Genomic DNA, 26,168 nt, shown 5'->3' on the forward strand with positions numbered 1-26,168 from the left:
GTAGAGCTGGATCGTGCGTGGAATGCCGGGATCGGCGGGAATACGCGGCAGTCGCTGATCGCCACGCCCCCTTCTTCTCCCTGGCCTGTGCCTGTCCGCGGCCCGTCGAACGACTGGGCGGACGCCGACAGGTATAGTCCACTTCCCGCCAGCGGAGCAAGATCGAATGCACAGTTGGCCGACACTCTTTCCCGAAGTGAGACCTCGCGGAAATATCAGCTGCCCACAGGCCCCGCCGCACAGTGGGCGATCAGCGAACGATCAGCGGCCGAACAGGAAGCCGACAGGTGAGCCCGTGGATGGGCCATCGGGCCGACTGTCGTCATTACCCCCGTACGCCACGTTCAACACCCTTGACATCCCTGACCACTTGACTCCCTACTGGACCTGCGCAGCAAATATGACAACGTTGTCCAGGCGCACGTGACAGGGAGGGTGCTGGCGCATGCACCACAGATCTCGGCAAGGATCTCCGCACAGATCTCGGATCAGGGCACGGCACGGATGGGGTTCCACGGCGGTCCTCGGAGCGACCGCCTTCGCGCTGGTGGTGGCCTCGCAGGGCGCCGCCGTCGCCCGTCCGGCCGAAGCCGCCGCCGCGGACAGGGAATTCGGTTCCTCCTTCGAGGCGGGTGAACCCGCACCCGACTGGCTGAATACAGTCGACACCGCGCCCGATGGTTCCAAGCGTTCGTCGGGTGTCGACGGCGGCTTCAGCACCGGCATTCCCGGCAATGTGACCGAGCACGTCACGGATGTCGCCGCGAGCGGCGAGAACTCGGGCTCGGGCGAGGTGAAGGAGAACCTCGTCGACGTCGAGCCCGGCACCAAATGGCTCACCTTCGCACCCACCGGCTGGGTGGAGTTCGAGCTGGACGCCCCGGTCAAGCTGGTGACGTACGCGCTCACCTCGGCCAACGACCACGACGAGCGCGACCCGGTCGACTGGACGTTCCAGGGGTCCACGGACGGCAAGGACTGGAAGACCCTCGACACCCGCACCGGCGAGTCCTTCGGCGAGCGCTTCCAGACGAAGTCGTACGACCTCGCCGAGCCCGCGGAGTACCAGCACTTCCGGCTCGACATCACCAAGAACAACGGTGCTTCGGACGCCACGCAACTCGCCGACGTGCAGTTCTCGACGGGCGGCGGCGCGGAGCCGACGCCCAAGGACATGCTCTCGCTGGTGGACCGCGGCCCGAGCGGCTCCCCGACCGCGAAGTCCGGCGCGGGCTTCACGGGCAAGAAGGCCCTCCGGTACGCGGGCACGCACAAGGCGGACGGCCGCGCCTACTCGTACAACAAGGTCTTCGACGTGAACGTGGCCGTGGGCCGCGACACCGAGTTGGCGTACCGGGTCTTCCCGTCGATGGCGGACGGCGACCGGGACTACGACGCCACGAACGTCTCGGTGGACCTGGCGTTCACGGACGGCACCCATCTGAGCGATCTGCGGGCCCAGGACCAGCACGGCTTCCCGCTGACTCCGCAGGGTCAGGGCGCGTCGAAGGTGCTGTACGTCAACCAGTGGAACAACGTCGTCTCGCGGATCGGCTCGGTCGCCGCCGGCAAGACGGTCGACCGGATCCTGGTCGCGTACGACTCCCCGAAGGGGCCCGCGAAGTTCCGCGGCTGGCTGGACGACGTGAACCTGAGCGTGAAGAAGCCCGAGAAGCCGAAGGCGCATCTCTCGGACTACGCGTCCACCACGCGCGGCACCAACTCCAGCGGCGGCTTCTCGCGCGGCAACAACTTCCCGGCGACGGCCGTGCCGCACGGCTTCAACTTCTGGACGCCGGTGACGAACGCGGGTTCGCTCAGCTGGCTCTACGACTACGCCCGCGCGAACAACGCGGACAATCTGCCGACCATACAGGCGTTCAGCGCGAGTCATGAGCCGAGCCCCTGGATGGGTGACCGGCAGACCTTCCAGGTGATGCCGTCGGCCGCGGCCGGCACCCCGGAGACGGGCCGCACCGCCCGCGCGCTGCCGTTCAAGCACGAGAACGAGACGGCACGCCCGTACTACTACGGGGTGCGGTTCGAGAACGGGCTGAAGACGGAGATGGCGCCGACGGACCACGCGGCGGCCATGCGCTTCACCTACCCCGGCGACGACGCGAGCGTCGTCTTCGACAACGTCACCGACCAGGCGGGCCTCACCCTCGACAAGGAGAACGGGACCTTCACGGGCTACTCGGACGTGAAGTCGGGCTTGTCGACGGGCGCGACCCGCCTCTTCGTGTACGGCGTGTTCGACGCGGAGGTCGCCGACGGCAGCTCCTCCGGTGTGAAGGGCTATCTGAAGTTCAAGGCGGGCGAGGACCGCACGGTCACGCTCCGCCTGGCCACGTCCCTGATCAGCATCGACCAGGCCAAGGACAACCTCCGTCAGGAGATCCCGGACGGCACGTCCTTCGACGCGGTCAAGTCGCGCGCCCAGAAGCAGTGGGACAAGATCCTCGGCAAGGTCGAGGTCGAGGGCGCGACCCCGGACCAGCTGACGACCCTGTACTCCAGCCTCTACCGGCTGTACCTGTACCCCAACTCCGGCTTCGAGAAGGTCGGTGGGAAGTACCAGTACGCCTCGCCGTTCTCGCCGATGCCCGGCCCGGACACCCCGACGCACACCGGCGCGAAGATCGTCGACGGCAAGGTGTACGTCAACAACGGCTTCTGGGACACCTATCGGACGACCTGGCCGGCCTACTCTCTGCTGACACCCGGTCAGGCCGGTGAGATGGTCGACGGGTTCGTGCAGCAGTACAAGGACGGCGGCTGGACCTCGCGCTGGTCCTCGCCCGGCTACGCGGACCTGATGACCGGCACCTCGTCGGACGTGGCGTTCGCGGACGCCTACGTCAAGGGGGTCGACTTCGACGCAAAGTCGGCGTACGACGCGGCGGTCAAGAACGCCACCGTCGTACCGCCCTCCTCGGGCGTGGGCCGCAAGGGCATGGCGACCTCGCCGTTCCTCGGCTACACGAGCACCGACACGCACGAGGGTCTGTCGTGGGCACTTGAGGGCTACCTCAACGACTACGGCATCTCGAAGATGGGCCAGGCCCTCTACAAGAAGACGGGCGAGAAGCGCTACAAGGAGGAGGCGGAGTACTTCCTCAACCGCGCCCAGGACTACATCAACCTCTTCGACTCCAAGGCCGGCTTCTTCCAGGGCCGCGACCAGAAGGGCGACTGGCGGGTCGAGTCGTCCAAGTACGACCCGAGGGTGTGGGGCTACGACTACACCGAGACCAACGGCTGGGGCTACGCCTTCACCGCGCCCCAGGACTCCCGCGGCCTCGCCAACCTGTACGGCGGCCGCTCCGGGCTCGCGGAGAAGCTCGACACGTACTTCGCGACCCCCGAGACCGCCTCTCCCGAGTTCGTCGGCTCGTACGGGGGCGTCATCCACGAGATGACCGAGGCGCGTGACGTACGGATGGGCATGTACGGGCACTCCAACCAGGTCGCCCACCACGTGAACTACATGTACAACGCGGCGAGTCAGCCCTGGAAGACGCAGAAGAACGTCCGCGAGGTGCTGTCCCGGCTCTACACCGGCAGTGAGATCGGGCAGGGCTACCACGGCGACGAGGACAACGGCGAGCAGTCGGCCTGGTTCCTCTTCTCCGCGCTCGGCTTCTACCCGCTGGTCATGGGCAGCGGCGAATACGCCGTCGGCTCACCGCTGTTCACCAAGGCGACCGTGCACCTGGAGAACGGCCGGGAGCTGGTCGTGAAGGCTCCGAAGAACAGCGCGAAGAACGTCTACGTGCAGGGCCTGAAGGTCAACGGCAAGGCCTGGACGAAGACTTCGCTCCCCCACTCGATCATCTCCCGTGGTGGCGTGCTGGAGTTCGACATGGGGTCGAAGCCGTCCTCGTGGGGCACCGGGAAGAACGCGGCGCCCGTCTCGATCACCGAGGACGACAAGGTGCCGTCGCCCCGGAGCGATGTCATCAAGGGCGAGGGCGAGTTGTTCGACAACACCTCGGCGACGAACGCGACCGTCGAGTCGGTGGATCTGCCGACCGCCGACCGGGCCAAGGCCGTTCAGTACACGCTGACGTCGGCCGAGCGCTCCAAGGCTCCACAGGGCTGGGTCCTCCAGGGCTCGTCCGACGGGACCACGTGGAAGGATCTCGACAAGCGGTCCGGTCAGTCCTTCACCTGGGACCGGCAGACACGGGCGTTCTCGGTCTCGGCGCCCGGGTCGTACACCAAGTACCGCCTGGTCCTCGACGGTGAGGCGACGCTGGCGGAGGTGGAACTGCTGAGCTGACGCGCGGCACGCTCGGTACGGCAAACACGCACGGCGTACACGGCACCGGTTACGGCAGGACGGTAACCGGTGCCGTGTCGTTGGCGGGGTCGGGGTCCCGGCGGTCGGAATCGGGGGCGTCCGTCACCCGCACGCTGCCCTCGGCCGGTCCGCCGAGACGGAGCGTGAACTCGAAGGTGCGTGTCTTCCCCGCTTCGAGCCCGCTCCCCACGGAGCAGGAGTACGTGCCCTTGTCGAGGTCGCAGTAGGGCTCGTACACGTCCTCGTCGATGGCTTCCATGGGCTGCTTCACCACGGTGGCGCTCTCCGGCGGGGTGAACAGCAGTGTGGTGCTGCCGGGGTTGGCGGGCCCGTTGTTGCGGACCTTCAGGCGCACGGTGTGCTCGCTGCCGCGCCCGCCACTCACCTCGACGGCGAAGACCTCGAAGTCGGCGTACGTGTCCACCCGCACCTCGCTCCATACGTCGCCGCCGGCGAACGTCCCCTTCAGGTCGGCGCCCTTCGCGGCGCCGGTCGTCAGCCGGGGGCCGTCGCCGCGGTCGCCGCCCTCGGGCACCACGCTGTTCTTCGCGGGGCCCATGTCCAGGGCCCACGCCTGCTGGCGGAACGAGGAGTACATCTCCGTTTCGGCGACGTTCAGTGCCAGGGCCGGGCGGAGGACGACCGCCTGCCCGGGCTGGATGCGCACGCCGGGGAACTCGCACACCGCGAGGGAGCCCTTCTGCGGCTCCGGGTAACGGCAGTTGCCGTACCGGTTCTCGAAGCGCAGGCCCGTGCCGACGGCGAGTTGCAGGCCGACCCCGCGCACGGGCACCTCCCCGGTGTTGCGGACCACGACCGGCGTGCTGAGGACGGAGCCGGGCCCGACGTCCTCGAACACCTTCGTCGTGCGCACCTTCACCACGGGCTCGCCGACGACGACCCGGGTGCGGGCGCTGAGCTTCTTCCCCTTCTCGGTGGTGAAGCTGAAACGGACCGTTCCGCTGTCGCCGGGCTTGCTGCCCGGGGCGGCGTACGGATAGACCCGGTCGATGTCGGACCAGCTGTTGTAGGCGCCGCTCACCCGGCAGACGACCCGGGTGTCGGTCCCCGCGCACCTGGGGTTCTTCTTGCGGATGTCCGAGATCTTGAGCCGTACCGCGTGCTCGGACCCGGTGACGTCCACCGTGAGCCGGTGGTCCTGCGTTCCGACGCTGCTCCTGGCCTTCACGTCCTCGGCCTGGACTTGGAAGGGCACCTTGTTCGTCGGACCGGACCTGTCCCCGGGCGGCCGGAGATAGAACTGGTCCGGCACCGCGATCCAGGACTTCTTCGCGGCGCCGACGCCGTCGCCGCATCCGGCGAGTCCGCCCAGCAGCATCACCAATGTCAGGCAGACCGCCGCGGGCCGCGGCACTGTCCCTCGCGCGCGCATGGTTCGTCCCCCGGGGAGATCGTCGGAATCGCACACGCTACCGCCTCCGCCGGTCGGAGCACCGGCGGAGGCGGATCACCTTGCTGGGAAGCGGGTTCCCTTGCTGGGGAAGGGAGTTCAGTTCACCGCGACGGTGAACACATGCAGGTCGGCGTTGTCCGGCAGTTTCACGCTCTTGATCGTCCTGCCCTCCGGCGCCTCGAACGGCTTCGTGGCGAAGACGTACGTGGCGACCGGGTCCTTGTCGGCGCCCGCGACGTTCCGGTACGCGGCCCGGGCGACGACCTCGTTGCCGTACTGGACGGCGCCGCCTCCGCCGCCGACAGTCCAGTCGGTGAAGGAGAGGTCGATCGAGTCGGTGGTGCCGTCGTCGTACGTGACGGTCGCCCGGGTCTGCTGGTTGCCGTTGACCGCACTGCCCAGGAAGCTCAACTCGGCTGCTGATGAGGGGAGTTCGATGGTCTGCCCGGTCGCCGACGCGTTGTCCGGGCGGCCCGCCGGGGAGTTCGGCCAGGTGTAGGCGAGACCCTTCACCGAACCCTGCCCGCCCGGGGTGAGACCGGCGGCGGCGAGGGCCTGACGGGAGTAGCTCCAGCCGCCACCGTCGTAGTCGCCCTCGGCGTGGTCACCCTCGTCGTCCGTGGTCCCGGTGTTGTTGTACGCGGCGAGGAGGGAGCCTGGTGCCGCGACGGTGAGGGCGACAGGCTGGTCGTACGAGGTGTCGCTGTCGCCGGAAGTGACGCTGACCTTGACGTCGTAGAAGCCCTGCTCGGCGTTCTCGTCGGCGGCCAGCGTGATCTCCTGGGCCCCGTCCGTGACCGTGCCCTCGGCGGGAGTCGCCCGGACGCCTTCGGGGGTCTCGACGCGGAAGCGCACCTCGGGGCCGTCACCGCCGCTCAGTGCGAGCGCGCGGATGCCGAGCTTCGTGCTGCCGCCGGGGGCGACCGTCGCCGTGGTCGGGCCGACACCGATCTGGTAGGGCTGCTCCCCGTCGCGGAACGACGGCGGGGCGTCCTCTGCGCCGCTCCCCCAGGCGCGGTTCGGGGTGCCGGCGAGGGTGTAGTCGAGCGTGCCGCCGTCGCGCACGAAGGAGGCGGGCAGCCAAGGCCGGTCGCTGGTGCGCCCGTTGACCTTCAGAGACTGGACGTACGGCGAGTCCGCAGACGCGCCGGCTGCCCGGATGTCGATGTCGTTGCCGTTCGGGCGGGAGATGTGGGCCCTCGGGAACACCGGTGATCCCAGGACGAGTTCGGCCCGCGAAGGCACCTGGGGGTACATGCCGAGCGCGGAGAAGACGTACCAGGACGACATCGCGCCGAGGTCGTCGTTTCCGGGGATCCCGGCGGGCTCGGTGGACCACAGCTTGCCCATCGCGGCCCGTACGGTCTCCTGGGTCTTGTGGGGTGCGCCCGCGTACGCGTACAGGTAGGGCACGTTGATGGACGGCTCGTTGTCCAGTTCGGACTTGTCGCCGCCGCTGCCGGTGAAGGCCCAGCTGCCGTCGGCGTTGTGGAAGAAGGAGTCCAGGCGCTCGACCGCCTTGTCCTGCCCGCCCATCGCGGCGAAGAGGCCCGCCGGGTTGTGCTGGACCATCCAGGTGTACTGGGCCGCCGTGCCCTCGACGAATCCGTTGCCGGTGGCCGGGGTGAAGCCGGTGACCCAGCTGCCGTCGGCCTTGCGGTTGGCGATGTGGCCGCCGGTGGGGTCGGCCGCGATGTTGAAGTTGTTCTGCCACCACTGGGAACGCCGGGTGAAGGTCTCGGCGGTCTTCTTCTCCCCTGCGGCGGTGGCGAGTTGGGCGAGGGCGAAGTCGGCGCCCGACATCTCCAGGGTCTCGGCGGCGCCGCCCCAGGCGTTGGACACGGACGGCATGTAGTGCTTCGCCAAGTACTTGTCGAGGGACGGGCGTTGGCCGACGGACATGATGGGCTTGCCCGCCGGGCTCAGATCGAGGTCGGTCGGGACGGTGGCGGCCTTCACCAGCGAGTCGAGCGCGCCGCGCAGGTCGAAGTCCCGTCCGCCGAAGGCCCTGATGCCCGCCAGGGTCGCCGGTGCCGGGTCGCCGTTCATGACGTGGGTGCCGCTCGCGCCGTGCAGCCAGCGGTCCCAGACGCCGCCGTTCTGGCGGGCCAGTTCGAGCAGCGACTGCGCGATGTCGGAGCCGGTGCGCGGGTCGAGCAGGGTGAGCAGCTGGACCTGGGAACGGTAGACGTCCCAGCCGGAGTAGGTGCCGTACTGGGCCCGATGTCCCGCGCCCACCCGGTGCACCTTGCCGTCGGCGCCTCTGTATCTCCTGTCGGAGTCGCTGATGACGTTCGGGTGCAGGAGGGAGTGGTAGAGCGCGGTGTAGAACGTGGTGCGCCCGTCGTCGGTACCGCCGCCGACCTTCACCGCGGAGAGACGGTCGCGCCAGGCCTTTCGCGCAGCGTCCTGAACGTCGTCGAAGGAGCGGCGGGGCGGGTTCTCGGCGGCGAGGTTGGCCTCGGCGCCTGCCCTGCTGACGTACGAGATGCCGACCTTGACGTTCACCGGTCCTGCGCCGGGCTCGAACTCCACGTATCCGCCGGCTCCCTTGCCCGCGACCGGCCTGCCGTTCGTGCCGAATCCGCCGGTGCCGCCGCTCGCCTCGGTGGCGCCGGGGCTCAGCTTGCCGTCCTGCCAGGTACCGGTGGCCTTGAAGTCGCGGTCGAAGCGGGCGGTGAAGTGGAGGGTGTAGTAGTCGCGTTGGCCCTCCGGGTCGAGGTAGCCGCAGAAGTTGCCGGACGTGACGGAACCGGAGACCGTACGGGCCTCGGGGTCGATGCGGACGTCCGAAGTCGTCGAGCCCACCTCGGAGTTGGCGGTCCGGATCAGCAGCGAGGCCGGTTTGTCGGCGGGGTAGGTGAAGCGGCCCGAGCCCGTGCGGGCGGTCGCCGTGAGGTCCGCGGTGACGCCGGAGGAGAGGCCGACCTTGTAGTGGCCGGGTTCGGCGGTCTCGTCGGCGTGCGCGAAGTCCGAGGCGTACACCGCGTCCTTGGTGTCGCTCGCCGGGGAGGAGGTGACCTCGCCCGCGTACGGGAAGAACGGGATGTCACCGCTGCCGCCCGCACAGCCCGTGCCGGACATGTGGGTGAGGCTGAAGCCGCGGATACGGGTCGCGTCGTACTGGTAGCCGCCGGGCGCGGCCGTGCGGGTCGCGTCGCCGCGGGTGTTCTCGGGGCTCCAGGAGAGCATGCCGAACGGCACGACGGCGCCCGGGAAGACATTGCCGCCGTTCCTCGTGCCGATGAGGGGGTCGACGTACGGGGTGGGGTCCTGGACGAGCGCCGGTACCTGTGAGGGTGCGGCCAGGGCCGGGGTGGCTCCGCTGCCGACGGCCATGGCGGCGGCAAGAGCAACGGCGGGAAGCACGGATGACGGACGGAAACGCATGACGCGGCCCCTCCTCCTTCGGACGGGTCGCGCACCACGGGTCGCACAAGCCGCAGGGACAGTAGCGTGCCGCACCTGTACCACGGAAGAGCGCCGGGCAGCGGAGAGGCACGCGTGGCCGACACTCGGACGGCTCAACGCCCAACAGGTTTGACAGCGTTGTCTGTTGGAGGAGTAGAGTCTCGGCCAGACCATTCGACAACGTTGTCGCGTCCTCTGGTCCACACAAGCCATGTTCCATCCGGGCAGACCTTCCCCCGAACCTGCCCGGCTCGCGGACCCGGTGGATTACGGCCACCGGGTCCGCCCCGAGCACGTGGTGCCCGCGCCGGCGGTTTCGCAGGGTCCGCCGGCCCGGCTCAGCCCGGCCGACAGGCGAGGGCGGTCGCCGGATCACCCCCGGCCCCCTGGACGACGTACCCGAACGAGGCACTCTCGCCCGGATCGAGCGACCCGTTCCAGTCGGCGTTGTGGACCATCACGTTCTGACCGCTGTACGTGGCGTTGCCGCTCCAGAGACTGGCGACGGACTGGCCGCCCGGCAGTGCCCAGTCGACCATCCAGCCGAGCATCGGCACCGCACCGGTGTTGGTGACGGTGACCTCGGACTGGTAGCCGCCGGACCAACTGCCCGTCGTACGGCGGGTGGCGGAGCAGGCGCCGGGCGGGGGCTCGGTCGGGTCGCCCGGGTCGTGGATGCCCGTCACCTCTCCGTTGCCGCCGTCGAAGACGACGTCGGAGCAGGAGTAGAAGGTCTCCGCGCTGTCCGAGCGCTGCCAGACCATGTAGATGAGATGGCGGCCCGACTTGCCCGAGGGAAGCCTGCCGGACCAGGAGTAGTTCGCCTCGACCGTGCCCGGGGAGCCGTTGAGCGGCGGGTGGTCGACGCTCAGGAACGGCTGTGCCTCCATGTCGTTCCAGGTGAGCGACTTGGTCGGGTCGAAGCCGTCCTTGGAGATGTAGACGTAGAACCAACCCGGGTGCGCGGCCCAGGCGTTGTAGGAGAAGTCGACGGTCGCGCCCGAGGTCAGATGGGTCAACGGCCAGTCGGCGCTCGGGGAGTTGAAGCCCGTGAAGTTGGTGTTGCCACCGCTGCACAGCTCGCCGTCGGGCACGAAGCCACGGGTGCGGCCCGCGCCGTCGGAGCGCAGCACCGAGAACCAGTTGTAGAACGGGGTCGTGCCGCTGACCTGCTGTGCCTTCTTGCAGGCCGGGTTGATCGGCTTGATCTCACCGGTGTCGGTGAGCCCGTCCTGCCAGCACAGGAAGGTGCGGCTGCCGGGCTTCATGGGGGTGCCGTGGGCCTTCGCCTCGCCGCCGGCCGAGACGACCAGACCGAGCGCCGGGATCGTGACGACCAGGGCCAGCAGGATGAGGAGGAAGGCTCTGCCACGGGCGGGGAGCGGTAATCGCCGTGGGGGGCGGGGGGTGGGTGGGGATGTTGTCAGGATCATGACAGATCTGTCCGTCCCTTCGTTCATGGGCCGTGCCGGTGTCGGGTGATGTCCGTGTGCGGATGCGCGAGATGGGAGCGAGCCCGGGGCGGGTTCCGGTCCACCAGATGTGGGAGCGCTCCCACCCCACGTGGTTTTGACGCTAGCGCGGACCTCTGCACCTGTAAACGCCTGGCGCAAGGGGGTTGCACCCGGGTGGGTGCGGCGCTCGCGGCGGCTGGGAAACCGGGTCTCTGTCAGCTCATGGACGAGGAGGCGATGTCCGGGGCTCGTGTCGGTGCTGGGGTGGGGGGTGGTGCGGGCGTCTGGGCCTGGGTCTGGGGCTGAGTCGGGGTCGGCGCCTCGGTCCGGGTCGGCGTCGAAGGGGCCGAGACCGTGTCCACGGGCAGCAGTCGGGGCATCCCGACGGGTGGCAGTTCGATGGTGAACTCCGTGCGTCCCGGCTCGCTCTCGACCGCGATCCGGCCCCCGTGCGCCTGTGTGATCGCCGCCGCGATGGCGAGGCCCAGACCGGAGCCGCCGGACCTGGCGTCCGGGCGGGAGCGCGAGACGTCGGCGCGGGTGAAGCGTTCGAAGACCCTGGGGAGCAGGGCGGGCGGAATGCCGGGGCCGTTGTCGCGTACCCGGATGACGCGGCGCTCGTCCGTGGCCTCGACCGAGGTGACGACGGTCGTGCCCACAGGTGTGTGCATACGCGCGTTGGCCAACAGATTGGCCACCACCTGATGCAGCCGGGCCTCGTCGCCGACGACGAGCGCCGGGGTGTCGAGGAGCAGCCCGAGCTGCCAGTCGTGGTCGCCCCCGGCGGCCCGCGCGTCCCACACCGCGTCGGCGACCAGGGCCGCGAGATCCGCCTCGGCGGAGTGCGACAACCGTCCCTCGTCCAGTCGGGCGAGCAGCAGCAGGTCCTCCACGAGGCCGGTCATGCGCGCCGACTCGGCGGAGACCCTCCGCCAGGCCAGCGTGGGCTCGATCATGTCCGCGTCGCGGTTCATCAGTTCCGCGTATCCGGCGATGGCCGCGAGTGGCGTACGGAGTTCATGGCTGGCGTCGGCGAGGAGGCGGCGTGTGCGTTCCTCGCTGCGGCGGATCTCCTCCTCGCCATGCTGCCGTTGGGCGAGCGAGGACTCCACGTGGTCGATCATGCGGTTGAGCGCGGCGCCGACCTGGCCTGCCTCGCTGGCGGGGTCGGTGTCCCGTTCGGACACGCGGGTGAGGCCGGACGCGGGGGTCGGGCCGATGGCCCCGCCCCGGTCCAGGGGCGAGCGGGAGACCTCGACGGCGGCCGCGGCGACCCGTCCCAGCGGCCGCAGTTGACGTCGTATGACGACGGCGCAGACGCAGCCCGCGGCGGCGAGACCGACGGCGCCGACCACGGCCTCGACCACGACCAGGTCCCGGATCATGTCCTGTACGCCGTCCATCGGCAGGCCGGTGAGGACGGCGTGCCCGCTGTCGGCGAGGGCGGTGACCCGGTAGGTGCCGAGGCCGGGCACGGTCCTGGTGTGCAGGGAGCCGTCGGGCTCGATGCCGTCGAGGGCGGCACGTTGGGTGGCGCTGAGATTTCGCGGGTCGCCGTCCTGGGGGACGACCCGGGCGGCGGACACGTACCCGTCGGCTTCGAGCGTGGCCGCGATCGTGCCGACGGCCTGACCTCGCTGGTCGGGGAACGCCAGGTCCGTGACGGGGGTGGTGCCCCTTGCACCGCCCTGCACGCGCTCGGCGGCGTTGGTGACTCGCTGGTCCAGATCGCCGAGCAGATAGGCGCGTTGGACGAGGAAGACGGTGAGCGCCGTCACCACGCACACCGCGACGAGCGTGACTCCGACGAGCAGCGGAAGGCGGGCCCGCAGCGAGCGCCCGCGCGGGGAACGGTCCCGCTGCGACCGCCCGGACGGCCGGAGCCGCAGCCGCAGCCGCAGCCGCGAACTCATCTCCCGGCCTCCGTCGGTCTGCGGGCATACGCGGCGCCCCGTCCGGCATGGGTCGTCGGCGCCGAAGTGGGTCCGTCCGTGCGGGATTCCGGCCCGGCCGGCCGGTGCTCCGGCCCGCCCGTGTCGTGTCGCGTTCCGTCGAGGGCGTCGCCGCGCCGGACGCCGCCGCGCGCCCCGCGACTGTGCGCCGTACCGCTGTGCGCACCACCGCTGTGCGCAATCCCGCTGTGCCCGACGCACGGCACGGACGCGCCGTCCGCAACCCGGCACGGCCGCCCACCGGTCGCGGTGACGGACCCAGTGCCGGTCGCGGTGACGGAACTCGTGCCGACCCCGGAGCGCGGTCCCGTGTGGCCGGTTTCGTCGTCGACGTTCAGCACGCGGACGTGCTCCCTTCGGATGCCAGACATGTCTTGATCCTGTCCCGGTTCGCTGGCAGAACGCTGTGTTCCGCCTGAGCCGCAGCCGTGCGACCCGGTGGGCCGGGGCAGACGGCGACCCGCCCCCGGGCGTAGGCAGCCCATCAACTCCCCTGGCCAAAAGGGGCATTGGCATTCCTCGGCCACGCGAATCCCTTGAGCCCCCTGCCGCGCGGCGCCCACTCTGATCACTGGCTTCCGCCCACCAGGCCGGAAGCGTTGTCAGCGTTCAGGGGAGGACGTCCACCCATGCGAAGACACCACGCCCTCTGGGCCGTGGCCGGAGCTGCCGGACTGCTCGCGGGGGCAGTCACGCCCGCGACGGCCGGTCCCGGAGACACGGTCACCAAGTCCGACGCGACCACGAGGACCGGAGCGGGAACCGGAGCGGTATCCCGCGCCGGGACCACGCAGACCGTCACCCTCCTCACAGGCGACACGGTGTCGCTCACCGCCGGTCCGGACGGCAAGTACGCCGTCGACGTCCGGCGCGGCAAGGGCCGCGAGGCCGCCACCTTCCTGTCCACCGAACGCGACGGCGAGATCAGCGTGCTGCCGGCGGACGCGATCCCGCTGGTCCAGGCCGGCCGCCTCGATCCGGCCCTGTTCAACATCACCCAGCTGGTGAAGCAGGGGTACAGCGACGCCACGACCGGCACCACCCCGCTCATCGCCACCTACACGAAGGGCAGCGCGACGCCCGACGGCGCACGCCGCACACTCGCACTCCCGGGGATCGACGGAGCAGCACTGAGCGCGAAGAAGTCCACCGCCTTCTGGGCGGACATCGCCCCCGCGCTCGGCGCCGAACCCACCACGAAGGCCGCGAAGCAGCTCGGCGACGGCATCGCCAAGATCTGGCTGGACGCCAAGGTGAAGGTGTCCCTCGACAAGAGCGTCCCGCAGATCGGCGCGCCCGAGGTGTGGCAGTCGGGCTACGACGGCAGGGGCGTCAAGGTCGCCGTCCTGGACACGGGCGTGGACACCGGCCACCCGGATCTGGCGGGAAAGCTCGCGGAGACGAAGAGCTTCGTACCGGACCAGACCGTGCAGGACGGCCACGGCCACGGCACCCATGTCGCGTCCACGATCGCCGGTTCCGGCGCCGCCTCCGACGGCAAGCGCAAGGGCGTGGCACCCGGTACGGAGCTGCTGGTCGGCAAGGTACTGGGCAACGACGGCCGCGGCCAGACCTCCTGGATCCTCGACGGCATGGACTGGGCCGCGCGCTCCGGTGCGAAGATCGTCTCGATGTCGCTGGGCGGTGACGCGTCCGGCCCCTCCGACGTGCTGAGTGAGACCGTGGACGAGTTGTCCGCGTCCACCGGCGCCCTCTTCGTGATCGCGTCGGGTAACTCGGGCCCGTCCGAGAAGACGGTCGGCACCCCGGGCATCGCGGACTCCGCGCTGACCGTGGGCGCGGTCGATGGGTCCGACAAGCTGGCCTCGTTCTCCAGCCGCGGCCCACGGCTCGGCGACTCGGCCATCAAGCCGGAGATCACCGCGCCGGGCGTGGGGATCACGGCGGCCCGTTCCCTTGGCACGAACATGCCGGGGAGCACGCCTGTCGACGACAGGTACACGACGGCGAGCGGCACGTCGATGGCGACGCCGCATGTCTCGGGCACCGCGGCACTGGTGGCGCAGGCGCATCCCGACTGGACGGGACAGCAGATCAAGCAGGCTCTGGCCACCACTGCCAAGACCAGCCCCGACGCCTCCGTGTTCGAGCAGGGCGACGGCCGCGTCGACGCCGTACGGGCGGTCGGGCAGGGCGTCTTCGCCACCCCGGCGCTCAGCTTCGGCCAATACGAGGCCGACGGAGCCGAGGCCGCGAGCAAGGACATCACGTACACCAATACCACCGACAAGGCAGTGGAGTTGAAGCTGGCGTCCTCGCTCACCGAGGCCGCCCTGGGCGCGGATGTCGTGACGGTCCCCGCGAAGGGCACCGCCACCGTCACGGTCACGGTCGACCCGGCCGAGGAGGCCGAGGGCCGGTACACGGGCCATGTCACCGCGAGCGCCGACGGCGTCCGGGTCACCACGGCCGTCGGCTTCGAGAAACTGCCGAAGACCTACGACCTGAAGGTCTCGCTGGTGAACCGGAGCGGCCAGCCGTCGACCTCGGCGTCGCTCTTCGTGCTGCAGGAGCTGAACGGCGCGTACCCGGACAGCCACGGGTTCCTCGGCCGCGGCTACACCTTCAAGGTGCCGGCCGGTACGTACTCCATGGCGACCTGGATCCCGGAGCGGGACGCGGCCGGACTGGAGGTCGCCACCTCCGTCGTCGGTGATCCGGAGATCAAGGTCGACAAGGACACCGAGGTCGTCTTCGACGCGCGCAAGGCCGTCGAGATCAAGCCGAGGACGAAGGAGAACTCCGAGTTCCAGGGCTTCAGCACCAACTGGCACCGGGAAGGGCCCGGAACCGCCTTCGGAGCGACCTACGCCCAGAACTGGTGGACCGACCGCGTCTATGTCGCTCCGACCGAGAAGGTCACCGAGGGCCTGTTCGAGTTCTCCTCCAAGTTCCGTCTGTACGAGAAGGAGCTGACGGCGAGCGTCAGCAGTCCCGAGAAGTACGCGCTGCCTCTCGACTACTCGCAGAACGACAGCCTTCCGGTGAAGTTCAGCGGAAAGCGCACGGTGCGGGCAGTGGACGCTGGCAGCGGCACCGCGGCCGACTTCCAGGGGCTCGACGTCAAGGGCAAGGTGGCGGTGGTCCGGCTGGCCGCCGGGAAGACCGCGGACGAGGCGCTGGCCAACGCGACCGAGGCCGGGGCCGGTTACGTCATCGCGTACCAGGAGAAGCCCGGGTACTGGATCTCCTGGGTGGACAGCGCGACGATCCCGCTGATGGTGGCCACCGGCGAGGACGGTGCGAAGCTCGGCGCGCTGCTGAAGAGCGGGAAGAAGGTCACGCTGAAACTGGACGGCACCGCGGTCAGCCCGTACGTCTACAACGTGATGTTCCCGCAGACCGGCGCCATCTCGAAGAACCAGACGTACTCACTGAACAGCTCCAACACCGTGCAGCAGAAGGTGCGTTACCACGGGAGCCGGGCCGGTGACGTCGGCAAGGACGCCGTCTACCGGTACCGCCCGTGGCAGGGCGCCGCCATCGAGACCAGCCAGTACGCCCCCCTGGGCACGACACGCACCGAGTACTACAACGTCGATCCCGACACCCGCATCTGGAACACCGTCACCCCGAACTGGCAGACCGGCAGGGGTCAGTGGAACGACCTGCGGACCTTCGACAAGGCGGGCAGGGCGCCCACCGAGGAGTGGCTGCGGCAGGTCGTCCGCCCGGCGACCAGCGAGCGGTACGGCCTCTCCCAGCGCACCGGTGACAAACTCGCCCTCAGGGTGCCGGAGTTGAGCGACGCGACACCGGGTCACTACGCGAGTGTGGACGGCGCCCAGGACACCGCGAAGGGCACGTTGTACGCGGACGGGAAGCTGGTCGGCAACAGCGCGCTAGGCGGCTACGGCACGTTCGACGTCCCGGCGACGAAGGCCTCGTACCGCTTCGTGCTCGATGCGCAGCGCAAGGCCGACTGGGCCACGTACTCCACCAGCACCCACACCGAATGGTCCTTCGCGTCGGCGCACACGAACCAGCAGACCGCGCTGCCGCTGCTCTCCGTCGACTACGGCCTGGACGGGCTCGACCTGCTCAACCGGGCGGAGGCGAAGCGGAAGTCGAAGCTCGAACTCTCCGTGCGGGACCAGAAGTCGGGCATCACGGCCCGTGAACTGAAGGCCTGGGTGTCGTACGACGACGGCGTGTCCTGGAAGGAGGTGAAGGTCCGGGGCGGCAAGGCGGAACTCAAGCACCCGAAGGGCGCCGAGTTCGTGTCCCTGCGCGTACGGGCCGCCGACCGGGAGGGCAACACGGTCGACCAGACCGTCCTGCGGGCCTTCGGCCTGAAGTAGACGGCGGCCCGGACCGGTACGACAACAGAGTTAACAAAGATCGCCTACCGTGCCGAGCCATGGTGAACACGGCATATGGCACGGCGGGACAGAACACGGCGGGACGCGCCCCTGCCGCGAGCCCTTGGGCCGCGGTGGGGGTGTCCGCCTTCCAGGAGCGGGTGTACCAGGCGATCCTCCATCAGCCCGACGCCGGTGCCGCCGGCTGGGCCCTGCTGACCGGCGGCTCGCCGGCCCAGGTGCGCGAGACCTGCAACCAACTCCTCGGGCTCGGGCTGCTCCAGCCGCCGGACTCCATGGGCGGGTTACGGGCGGTCGACCCCCGGGTCGCGGTGCGCGCGCTCATCCGCCGGCGCGAGACGGAGTCCGAACTGCTCGCGGCCACCGCCGAGGAGATGGGCACCGCGTACGAGGCCGGGCTGCTGCGGGAGGAACCGTCCCGGCTGATCGAGGTCGCCTCCGGCGAAGGCGCCATCGCGGCACGTCTGGAGGAGATGTACGCACGCGCCGAACGGGAGGTGTGCCTCTTCGACACGCCGCCGTATCTCGCCCCGCCGGCACCGCAGGCGGATCTCCAGGCCGATCTGCTGCGCCGCGGGATCGTCTCTCGCGGGGTGTACGCGGCGACGGCCCTGGAGGACCCGAAGATACTGTCCCGCACCTGGAAGATGGTGGAACTCGGTGAGCAGGCGCGGGTGTTGCCGTCCGTGCCCCTCAAGCTGCTGGTGGTCGACGGGTGCCGGGCGATGCTGCCGCTGACCGCCTCGGCGGCGGGCGGCTACTGCGCCGTCGTGGTGTGGCACTCGGCGGTCACCGAAGCCCTGCAGAAGCTCTTCGAAATGGCCTGGCAGCAGGCGACACCGCTCGGCCAGCCGACCGGCGACGGTGAACTCCTGGAAAGCGAGCGGACGTTGATCCGGTTGCTGGCGGCCGGGATGAAGGACGAGGCGGTGGCCCGCCATCTGGGAGTGAGCCTGCGAACCCTGCGGCGGCGGGTGAGTGAACTGCAGGACCGGCTGGGGGCGGCGAGCAGGTTCCAACTGGGGGTACGGGCTGCCCAACGCGGCTGGGTGTAAGGGCCGCAACAGGCCCCGCTGTTCGGGCCCCTGCGAGGCGAAGGGCCGCGCCCTGGTCGGGAGCACGGCCCCGCCTCCGTCGACTGCCGTGGCCGAAGGGTGCATTGGCACGCCCTGGCCACAGGAATCCCTTGAAGCGCCTTCCGCACACCGCTCACTCTGTTACATGGCTTCCGCCCACCAGGCCGGAAGCCTTTGCAGAGTTCAGGGGAGGAAGTCCACACATGCGAAGACTCCACGCCCTCTGGGCCGTGGCAGGAGCAGCCGCACTGCTTGCGGGGGTCATCACCCCGGCGATGGCCGGCCCCGAGTCCCCGGTCACCGATCCGGGTGCCACGCCCGTGCCGAGCGTCACCACACCAGGCGCCACCGGCACCCAGACCGTCACCCTTCTCACCGGCGACACCGTGTCGATCACCGCGGGGGCGGACGGCAGGAACGCCGTCGACGTCCGGCGCGGCAAGGGCCGTGAGGCCGCCACCTTCCTGTCCAGCGAGCGCGAGGGCGAGATCAGCGTCATCCCCGCGGACGCCGTCCCGCTGCTCCGGGCGGGCCGTCTCGACCCGGCCCTGTTCAACATCACCCAGTTGGTGAAGCAGGGCTACGCCGATGCCAGGACCGGCGCCACCCCGGTCATCGCCACCTACAGCAAGGGCAGCGAGACTCCGAACGGAGCGCGCCGCACGCTCGCGCTGCCCGGCATCGACGGCGCGGCACTCAGCGCGAAGAAGTCCACCGCCTTCTGGGCGGACATCGCCCCCTCGCTCGGCACCGAACCCACCACGAAGGCCGCGAAGCAGCTCGGCGACGGCATCGAGAAGATCTGGCTGGACGCCAAGGTGAAGGCGTCCCTGGACGTGAGCGTCCCTCAGATCGGCGCGCCCGATGTGTGGCAGTCGGGCTACGACGGCAAGGGCGTCAAGGTCGCCGTCCTGGACACGGGCGTGGACACCGGGCACCCGGACCTCGCGGGGAAGGTCGCCGAGTCCCAGAGCTTCGTACCGGACCAGGCGGTGCAGGACGGTCATGGCCACGGCACGCATGTGGCGTCCACGATCGTCGGTTCGGGCGCGGCCTCGGACGGCAAACGCAAGGGAGTCGCGCCGGGCGCCGAGCTGCTGGTCGGCAAGGTGCTGGGCAACGACGGCCGGGGCCAGTCCTCGTGGATCATCGCGGGCATGGAGTGGGCGGCCCGCTCCGGTGCGAAGATCGTGTCGATGTCGCTGGGCGGTACGGCGTCGGGCCCCTCCGACGCGCTCAGCCAGAGCGTCGACGAGCTCTCCGCCTCCACGGGCGCCCTCTTCGTCGTCGCGGCGGGCAACACCGGCCCGTACGAGCAGACCATCGGCACCCCGGGCATCGCCGACTCGGCGCTGACGGTGGGCGCGGTCGACAAGGACGACAAGCTCGCCCCGTTCTCCAGTCGCGGCCCGCGTCTCGGCGACTCCGCGGTCAAGCCGGAGATCACCGCCCCGGGCGCGGCCATCACGGCGGCCCGCGCCTCGGGCACCTCCATGGGTACGCCGGTCGACGCCAACTACACGACGGCGGGAGGCACTTCGATGGCGACGCCGCATGTCTCGGGCGCGGCGGCCCTGGTCGCGCAGGCCCATCCGGACTGGACGGGACAGCAGATCAAGCAGTCCCTCGCCAGTACGGCGAAGACGAACGCCGACAACTCCGTGTTCGAGCAGGGCGACGGCCGGGTCGACGCTGTACGGGCGGTCCGGCAGGGCGTCTTCGCGACTCCGGCACTGAGCTTCGGCAAGTTCGAGGACGGTGACGCCGGGGTCGTCAGCAAGGACATCACGTACACCAACACCACTGACACGGCAGTGGAGTTGAAGGTCGCCTCGTCGCTCGCCGCGGCCGTCCCGGGCGACGGTACGGTGACGGTTCCGGCCAAGGGCACCGCCACGGTCCCGGTCGGCGTCGACCCCGCGAAGGAGGCCCAGGGGCGGTACACGGGCCATGTCACTGCGACCGCCGACGGCATCCAGGTCACCACGGCCGTCGGCTTCGAGAAGGCGCCCAAGACGTACGACCTCAAGGTCTCGCTCCTGGGCCGCGACGGCAAGCCGCCCACCGGGGGCTCGATCTACACGCTGATGGAGCTGAACGGCGCCTACCCCGACGAGTACGGCTTCCTCGGCTCCGGCTGGACCTGGCAGGTTCCGGCGGGCACCTACTCCATGTCGACCTGGATCCCGGACCGCGACGCGGGTGGGACGGCCGTCGGCACCTCGGTGGTCATCAACCCCGAGATCAAGGTCGGCAAGGACACGGAGGTCGTGCTGGACGCCCGCAAGGCAGTGGAGATCAAGCCGAAGACCAAGCAGGACTCCGAGTTCCAGGGCTTCAGCACCAATGTGCACCGCGAGGGGCCGGGCAGCGGCTGGGGCCTCACCTACAGCCAGGGCTTCTGGACCGACCACGTCTATGTGACGCCGACCGAGAAGGTCACCGAGGGAACCCTGGAGTTCTCCGCCAAGTTCCGGCTCTACGCGAAGGAGTTGACGGCGAGCGTCACCAGCCCCGAGAAGGTCGAGCTGTCCTCGCTCTACTACTCCCAGACCTACAACGACTTCCCGTTGAAGATCAGCGGCGACCGCAAGGTCCAGGCGGTGGACGCGGGCGGCGGTACCGAGGCCGACTTCGCGGGGCTCGACGTCAAGGGCAAGCTCGCGGTGGTCAGGGTCGGCGCCGCGGACCGCGCACAGAGCGCCCTGGACAACGCGACCGAGGCCGGGGCCGGTTACCTCATCGTGTACCGCGACAAGCCCGGTTTCTGGGTCGAGGCCGTGGACCGCGCGACCACCGTCCCGCTGATGATCGCCACCGGCGAGGAGGGTGCCAAGCTCACCGGCCTGCTGCAGAACGGCAAGCAGAGCGGCAAGAAGGTCACGCTCAAGCTGGGTGGCACGCCGGTCAGTCCGTACGTCTACAACCTGCTCGCCGCGCAGAGCGGATCCGTCTCCGCGGACCAGACGTACAGCCTGGACAGGTCCAACACGGTGAAGCGGCCTGCCCGTTACCACGGAGCCACGGCCGGCGAGATAGGCGCGGACGCCCTGTACACCTTCCGCCCCTGGCAGCTCTTCGGCATCGAGAGCAGCGTGTACATGCAGCTGGGCACGGAACGCGACGAGTACTACTACGTCGACCCCGACACCCGTACCTGGCACGTCGTCTACCCCAACTGGAATACGTTCAGGGGTCAGTGGAGCCCGCTGCGGACCTTCAGCCGGCCGGCCACCGAGCCGACCGAGAACTGGCTGCGCCAGGTGATCCGTCCCGGAACCAGCGAGGAGTACGGCCTCTCCGTGCGCGAAGGTGACAAAGTCACCCTCTCCGTGGCCGAGTTGACCGACTCCACGCCGGGCCACTACGGATACATCGACGGCACCGACAGCACCGCGAAGGGCAAGCTCTACGCGGACGGAAAACTGGTCGGCGACTCGACGCTCGGCGGCTACGGAATCTTCAACGTGGCGCCGGACAAGGCCTCGTACCGCTTCGAGCTGGATGTGCAACGCCGGGCCGCCTGGGCGAAGTACTCCACGAGCACGCACACCGAGTGGACCTTCGCCTCGGCGCACACCGACGCCGAGAGCGCGCTGCCGCTGCTCACCGTCGGCATCGCCCCCGAGGGCCTCGACCTCCTCAACCGGGCCAGGAGCGACCGGGAGTTGGAGATCGGGCTGCCGGTCGCGAACCAGCTGGGAAGCGTCCGGGCCAAGACGCTCAAGGCCTGGGCCTCCTACGACGACGGCGCGTCCTGGAAGGAGGTGAAGGTCGAGAAGGGCCAGGCGCGGTTCAAGCCCGCGAAGGGCGCCGAGTCGGTGTCGCTGCGCGTGCGGGCCACGGACCGGGACGGCAACGCGATCGACCAGACCGTGCTGCGGGCCCTCGGCCTGAAGTAGCCGTCTGTCGGTTCATCGCGCCGGCCCGGAGCAGCCGTCCGCCCGGCGCGGTGTATCAGCCTCAACAAAGATCCTCTACCGTGCCGGGCCATGGTGAACACGGCATACGACACGGCACGACAGACCCCCGCCGCGAGCCCCTGGGCCACGGTGGGGGTCTCCGCCTTCGACGAGCTGGTGTACCAGGCGATCCTCAACCAGCCCGACACCGGCGCGGCAGGCTGGGCGCTGCTCACCGGTGGCCCGCCGTCACGGGTGCGCGAGTCCTGCAACCGGCTGCTGACACTCGGACTTTCCAACCCCCGGACTCCATGAGCGGGTTACGCGCGGTCGACCCACGGGTGGGGATCCGCGCGCTGATTCGGCGGCGCGAGACGGAGTCCGAACTCCTCGCCGCCACCGCCGAGGAGATGGCCCCCGCCTACGAGGCCGTGCTGCCGCGCGAGGAGCCCGCCCGGCCGGTCGAGGTCGTCTCCGGCGAGGGCGTCGACGCGCCGACCGCCACGGAGGACCCGGACGTGCTGACGCATGCCTGGAAGATGGTCGAACTCGGCGAGCAGGCCCGGGTGTTGCCCTCGGTGCCGGTCAAGATGCTGCTGGTCGACGGGCGTCGGGCGATGCTTCCGCTGACCGCGTCCGAGACGGGCGGCTACCGCGCGGTCGTGGTACGGCACTCGGCGGTGACCGAGGCCCTGCAGAAGCTCTTCGACCTGACCTGGCAGCAGGCGACTCCGCACGGGCCAGCCGGCCGGAAGCGGTGAACTCCCCGAGGGGGGAGGTTCCAGCTGGGGGTACGGGCCGCCCAGCGGGGCTGGGTGTAGCGACCGCGCGCCCCACGTCACCGCCGCACGGCAAAGGCCGCACCCCCGTCTCCGGGAGTGCGGCCCCTCAACTGCCGTACTGGACCGCGTACTTGCGGCGCCCGCCTACTTGCGGATCAGGCTGCGCAGCACGTACTGCAGGATGCCGCCGTTGCGGTAGTAGTCGGCCTCACCGGGGGTGTCGATGCGGACGACCGCGTCGAACTCCACACCGGTGTCGGTGGTGACCTTGACCGTACGGGGGGTGGTGCCGTCGTTCAGCTCGGTGATACCGGCGATGGAGAAGGCCTCCTCGCCGGTCAGGCCGAGGGACTCGGCGGACTGACCCTCCGGGTACTGCAGCGGGATGACGCCCATGCCGATGAGGTTCGAGCGGTGGATGCGCTCGTAGGACTCGGCGACGACGGCCTTGACGCCCAGGAGCGCGGTGCCCTTGGCCGCCCAGTCGCGGGACGAGCCGGAGCCGTACTCCTTGCCGGCCAGGATGACCAGCGGGGTGCCCTGCTCGATGTAGTTGCGCGAGGCGTCGTAGATGAAGGAGACCGGGCCGCCGTCGACGGTGAAGTCGCGGGTGTAGCCGCCCTCGGTGCCGGGCGCGATCTGGTTGCGCAGGCGGATGTTGGCGAAGGTGCCGCGGATCATGACCTCGTGGTTGCCCCGGCGCGAGCCGTAGGAGTTGAAGTCACGCCGCTCGATGCCGTGCTCGGTGAGGTACTTGCCCGCCGGGGTGTCGGCCTTGATCGCACCGGCCGGGGAGATGTGGTCGGTGGTGACCGAGTCGCCCAGCTTGGCGAGGACGCGCGCGCCGGTGATGTCGGAGACCGGGGTGGTCTCCATCGTCATGCCCTCGAAGTACGGGGGCTTGCGCACGTAGGTGGACTGCGGGTCCCACTCGAAGGTGTTGCCGGTCGGGATCGGCAGCGCCTGCCACTGGGCGTCGCCCGCGAAGACGTCCTGGTAGGACTTGTTGAACATGTCCTCGCCGATGGCGTTCGCCACGACGTCGTTGACCTCGGCCTCGGTCGGCCAGATGTCGGTCAGGAAGACCGGCTTGCCCTCCTGGTCGACACCGAGCGCGTCGCGCGTGATGTCCACCTTCATGGAGCCCGCGAGGGCGTACGCGACGACCAGCGGCGGGGACGCCAGGTAGTTCATCTTGACGTCGGGGTTGATCCGGCCCTCGAAGTTGCGGTTGCCGGAGAGGACCGAGGTCACGGCCAGGTCGTGGTCGTTGACGGCCTTGGAGACCTCCTCCGGCAGCGGGCCGGAGTTGCCGATGCAGGTGGTGCAGCCGTAGCCGACGAGGTTGAAGCCGACCTTGTCGAGGTAGGGGGTGAGCCCCGCCTTGTCGAAGTAGTCGGTGACGACCTTGGAGCCCGGGGCGAGGGTGGTCTTGACCCACGGCTTGCGGGTCAGCCCCTTCTCCACGGCCTTCTTCGCGACGAGCGCGGCGGCGACCATGACGTACGGGTTCGAGGTGTTGGTGCAGGAGGTGATGGCCGCGACCGTCACCGCACCGTGGTCGATCTCGTACGTGGAACCGTCGGCGGCGGTCACGGTGACCGGGTTGGACGGGGCACCGTTGGGGTGGTTGGCCGGGGCGTCGGAGGCCGGGAAGGACTCCTTGCCGGCCTCGTCGGCGGTGTCGACGTAGTTGCGGACGTCGCTCTTGAACTGCTCGGCGGCGTTCGCGAGGACGATCCGGTCCTGCGGGCGCTTGGGACCGGCGATCGACGGGACGACCGTGGAGAGGTCCAGCTCCAGCTTCTCCGAGAAGTCGGGCTCGGCGGCCGGGTCGAGCCAGAGGCCCTGCTCCTTGGCGTACGCCTCGACGAGGGCGACCTGCTGCTCGCTGCGGCCGGTCAGCTTCAGGTACTTCAGCGTCTCGCCGTCGATCGGGAAGATCGCGGCGGTGGAGCCGAACTCCGGCGACATGTTGCCGATGGTGGCGCGGTTGGCGAGGCTCGTGGCCGCCACACCCTCGCCGTAGAACTCGACGAACTTGCCGACGACACCGTGCTTGCGGAGCATCTCGGTGATCGTGAGCACGAGGTCGGTGGCGGTGGTGCCGGGCGTGAGCTCACCGGTGAGCTTGAAGCCGACGACGCGCGGGATGAGCATCGAGACCGGCTGGCCGAGCATCGCGGCCTCGGCCTCGATACCGCCGACGCCCCAGCCCAGTACGCCCAGGCCGTTGACCATGGTGGTGTGCGAGTCCGTACCGACGAGGGTGTCGGGGTACGCCTGGCCGCCTCGGACCATGACGGTCCGGGCCAGGTGCTCGATGTTGACCTGGTGGACGATGCCGGTGCCCGGCGGGACGACCTTGAACTCGTCGAAGGCGGTCTGGCCCCAGCGCAGGAACTGGTAGCGCTCGCGGTTGCGGCCGTACTCCAGCTCGACGTTCTGGGCGAACGCCTCGTTGGTGCCGAACTTGTCGGCGATGACGGAGTGGTCGATGACCAGCTCGGCGGGGGCCAGCGGGTTGATCTTCGCCGCGTCGCCGCCCAGCTCCTTCACGGCCTCGCGCATGGTCGCGAGGTCCACGACACAGGGCACACCGGTGAAGTCCTGCATGATCACGCGGGCCGGCGTGAACTGGATCTCCTGGCTGGGCTGGGCCTGCGAGTCCCAGCCGCCAAGAGCACGGATGTGGTCGGCGGTGATGTTCGCGCCGTCCTCGGTACGGAGCAGGTTCTCCAGCAGGACCTTGAGGCTGTACGGAAGGCGGGCCGAGCCTTCCACCTTGTCCAGCCGGAAGATCTCGTACGACTCGTCGCCCACGCTGAGCGTGCTACGGGCGTCGAAGCTGTTCGCCGACACGACAGTCTCCTTCATTCATGTGCGCGTACCACCGCATCCTGCCGCCACGCCCTCCTGGCCGATCCGCTAAGGTAAGGCTAAGTTAGGTAACCCTTACCGGTCCGGGCGGCTGCGGCACGCCTCGGCAGATATCTCGATGTCGAGATAACTCTAGTACATGACCGCTGGGCGGTCATGCCCGGAGGGTGTGTCCTGTCGCACGGACACGCCCGCCGACCTGCGCCGGAAGCCATCTCAAGACGGCCCGAAACCGCGCCGCGGGGCAGCCGCGAACACCGGTCCGGAGCGGCCTCCGACACGGACAGGGACCCGATCCGGAACCCGGCCCGGACCCGAACCGCGCCCGGGGGCAAGCGCGTTCGGCGTATCGACCGGCATCCGGGGTACCCGGCGACGGACGACAAGGAGGCACGCATGCCCCTCACATTCCGCAAGAGCTTCCGGATCCTGCCGGGAGTACGGCTGAACATCAACCGTCGCTCGTGGTCCATCACCAGCGGCGGCAAGAACGGACCGCGGCGCACCCACAGCAGCACGGGCCGCCGGACCACCTCCATGGATCTGCCGGGCCCCTTCGGCTGGCGGCGCACCACGACCAAGCGCCCCAAGCGCGGCTGAGGGACCGTCACCCACTCGGACCCCCCGAGATGCCCCATCTCATATGTG

At 69.7% G+C, this 26,168-nt stretch carries 12 protein-coding genes; 7 read left to right on the top strand and 5 right to left on the bottom strand.

Going from position 1 to position 26,168, the window contains the following annotated elements; translation table 11 throughout:
• Nucleotides 1-445 precede the first annotated feature (445 nt).
• Nucleotides 446-4,285, top strand: coding sequence for a GH92 family glycosyl hydrolase (locus JEQ17_RS12720; protein ID WP_200395369.1), 3,840 nt, complete (start codon nucleotides 446-448; stop codon nucleotides 4,283-4,285).
• 49 nt (nucleotides 4,286-4,334) lie between these two features.
• Here the strand turns inward: JEQ17_RS12720 and JEQ17_RS12725 are convergent, their stop codons facing one another.
• From JEQ17_RS12725 to JEQ17_RS12740, 4 genes are all read right to left on the bottom strand, one after another.
• The gene (locus tag JEQ17_RS12725; protein WP_234048174.1) at nucleotides 4,335-5,699 is read right to left on the bottom strand and encodes a DUF11 domain-containing protein; all 1,365 of its coding nucleotides are present in this window, start codon (nucleotides 5,697-5,699) and stop codon (nucleotides 4,335-4,337) included.
• A gap of 117 nt (nucleotides 5,700-5,816) precedes the next feature.
• A complete protein-coding gene (locus JEQ17_RS12730) occupies nucleotides 5,817-9,110 on the bottom strand; it encodes a GH92 family glycosyl hydrolase (RefSeq protein WP_200395370.1) in 3,294 nt (1,097 codons plus the stop codon).
• A 359-nt stretch (nucleotides 9,111-9,469) separates the two neighbouring features.
• The gene (locus tag JEQ17_RS12735) at nucleotides 9,470-10,564 is read right to left on the bottom strand and encodes a lytic polysaccharide monooxygenase auxiliary activity family 9 protein (protein WP_200395371.1); all 1,095 of its coding nucleotides are present in this window, start codon (nucleotides 10,562-10,564) and stop codon (nucleotides 9,470-9,472) included.
• 236 nt (nucleotides 10,565-10,800) lie between these two features.
• On the bottom strand, nucleotides 10,801-12,498 hold the full coding sequence (locus JEQ17_RS12740; RefSeq protein WP_200395372.1) for a sensor histidine kinase: 1,698 nt from the start codon (nucleotides 12,496-12,498) through the stop codon (nucleotides 10,801-10,803).
• Between the two features lie 668 nt (nucleotides 12,499-13,166).
• On the opposite strand from JEQ17_RS12740, the gene JEQ17_RS12745 reads away from it, so the two are divergent.
• The 5 genes from JEQ17_RS12745 to JEQ17_RS12760 all read left to right on the top strand — a co-directional run bounded on the left by JEQ17_RS12745 (nucleotide 13,167) and on the right by JEQ17_RS12760 (nucleotide 22,619).
• On the top strand, nucleotides 13,167-16,859 hold the full coding sequence (locus tag JEQ17_RS12745) for a S8 family peptidase (protein ID WP_200395373.1): 3,693 nt from the start codon (nucleotides 13,167-13,169) through the stop codon (nucleotides 16,857-16,859).
• A gap of 59 nt (nucleotides 16,860-16,918) precedes the next feature.
• On the top strand, nucleotides 16,919-17,935 hold the full coding sequence (locus tag JEQ17_RS12750; protein WP_200395374.1) for a response regulator transcription factor: 1,017 nt from the start codon (nucleotides 16,919-16,921) through the stop codon (nucleotides 17,933-17,935).
• 224 nt (nucleotides 17,936-18,159) lie between these two features.
• Nucleotides 18,160-21,858 carry a S8 family peptidase gene (locus tag JEQ17_RS12755; protein WP_200395375.1) on the top strand — a complete coding sequence of 1,233 codons (3,699 nt, stop codon included), beginning with the start codon at nucleotides 18,160-18,162 and terminating at the stop codon, nucleotides 21,856-21,858.
• 90 nt (nucleotides 21,859-21,948) lie between these two features.
• Nucleotides 21,949-22,173, top strand: coding sequence for a hypothetical protein (locus JEQ17_RS50010; protein ID WP_234048175.1), 225 nt, complete (start codon nucleotides 21,949-21,951; stop codon nucleotides 22,171-22,173).
• Nucleotides 22,170-22,619, top strand: coding sequence for a hypothetical protein (locus JEQ17_RS12760; protein ID WP_234048176.1), 450 nt, complete (start codon nucleotides 22,170-22,172; stop codon nucleotides 22,617-22,619). Before JEQ17_RS50010 ends, JEQ17_RS12760 begins: the two co-directional genes overlap by 4 nt.
• A 165-nt stretch (nucleotides 22,620-22,784) precedes the next feature.
• On the opposite strand, the gene acnA is transcribed toward JEQ17_RS12760, so the two are convergent.
• Nucleotides 22,785-25,502, bottom strand: coding sequence for an aconitate hydratase AcnA (gene acnA / locus JEQ17_RS12765; protein ID WP_200395376.1), 2,718 nt, complete (start codon nucleotides 25,500-25,502; stop codon nucleotides 22,785-22,787).
• A gap of 414 nt (nucleotides 25,503-25,916) precedes the next feature.
• Here acnA and JEQ17_RS12770 point away from each other — a divergent pair, with 414 nt between their 5' ends.
• A complete protein-coding gene (locus tag JEQ17_RS12770) occupies nucleotides 25,917-26,120 on the top strand; it encodes a DUF4236 domain-containing protein (protein WP_055614328.1) in 204 nt (67 codons plus the stop codon).
• The last annotated feature ends 48 nt before the right edge of the window (nucleotides 26,121-26,168 follow it).

The organism is Streptomyces liliifuscus (assembly GCF_016598615.1).
GTDB classification, from domain to species: domain Bacteria; phylum Actinomycetota; class Actinomycetes; order Streptomycetales; family Streptomycetaceae; genus Streptomyces; species Streptomyces liliifuscus.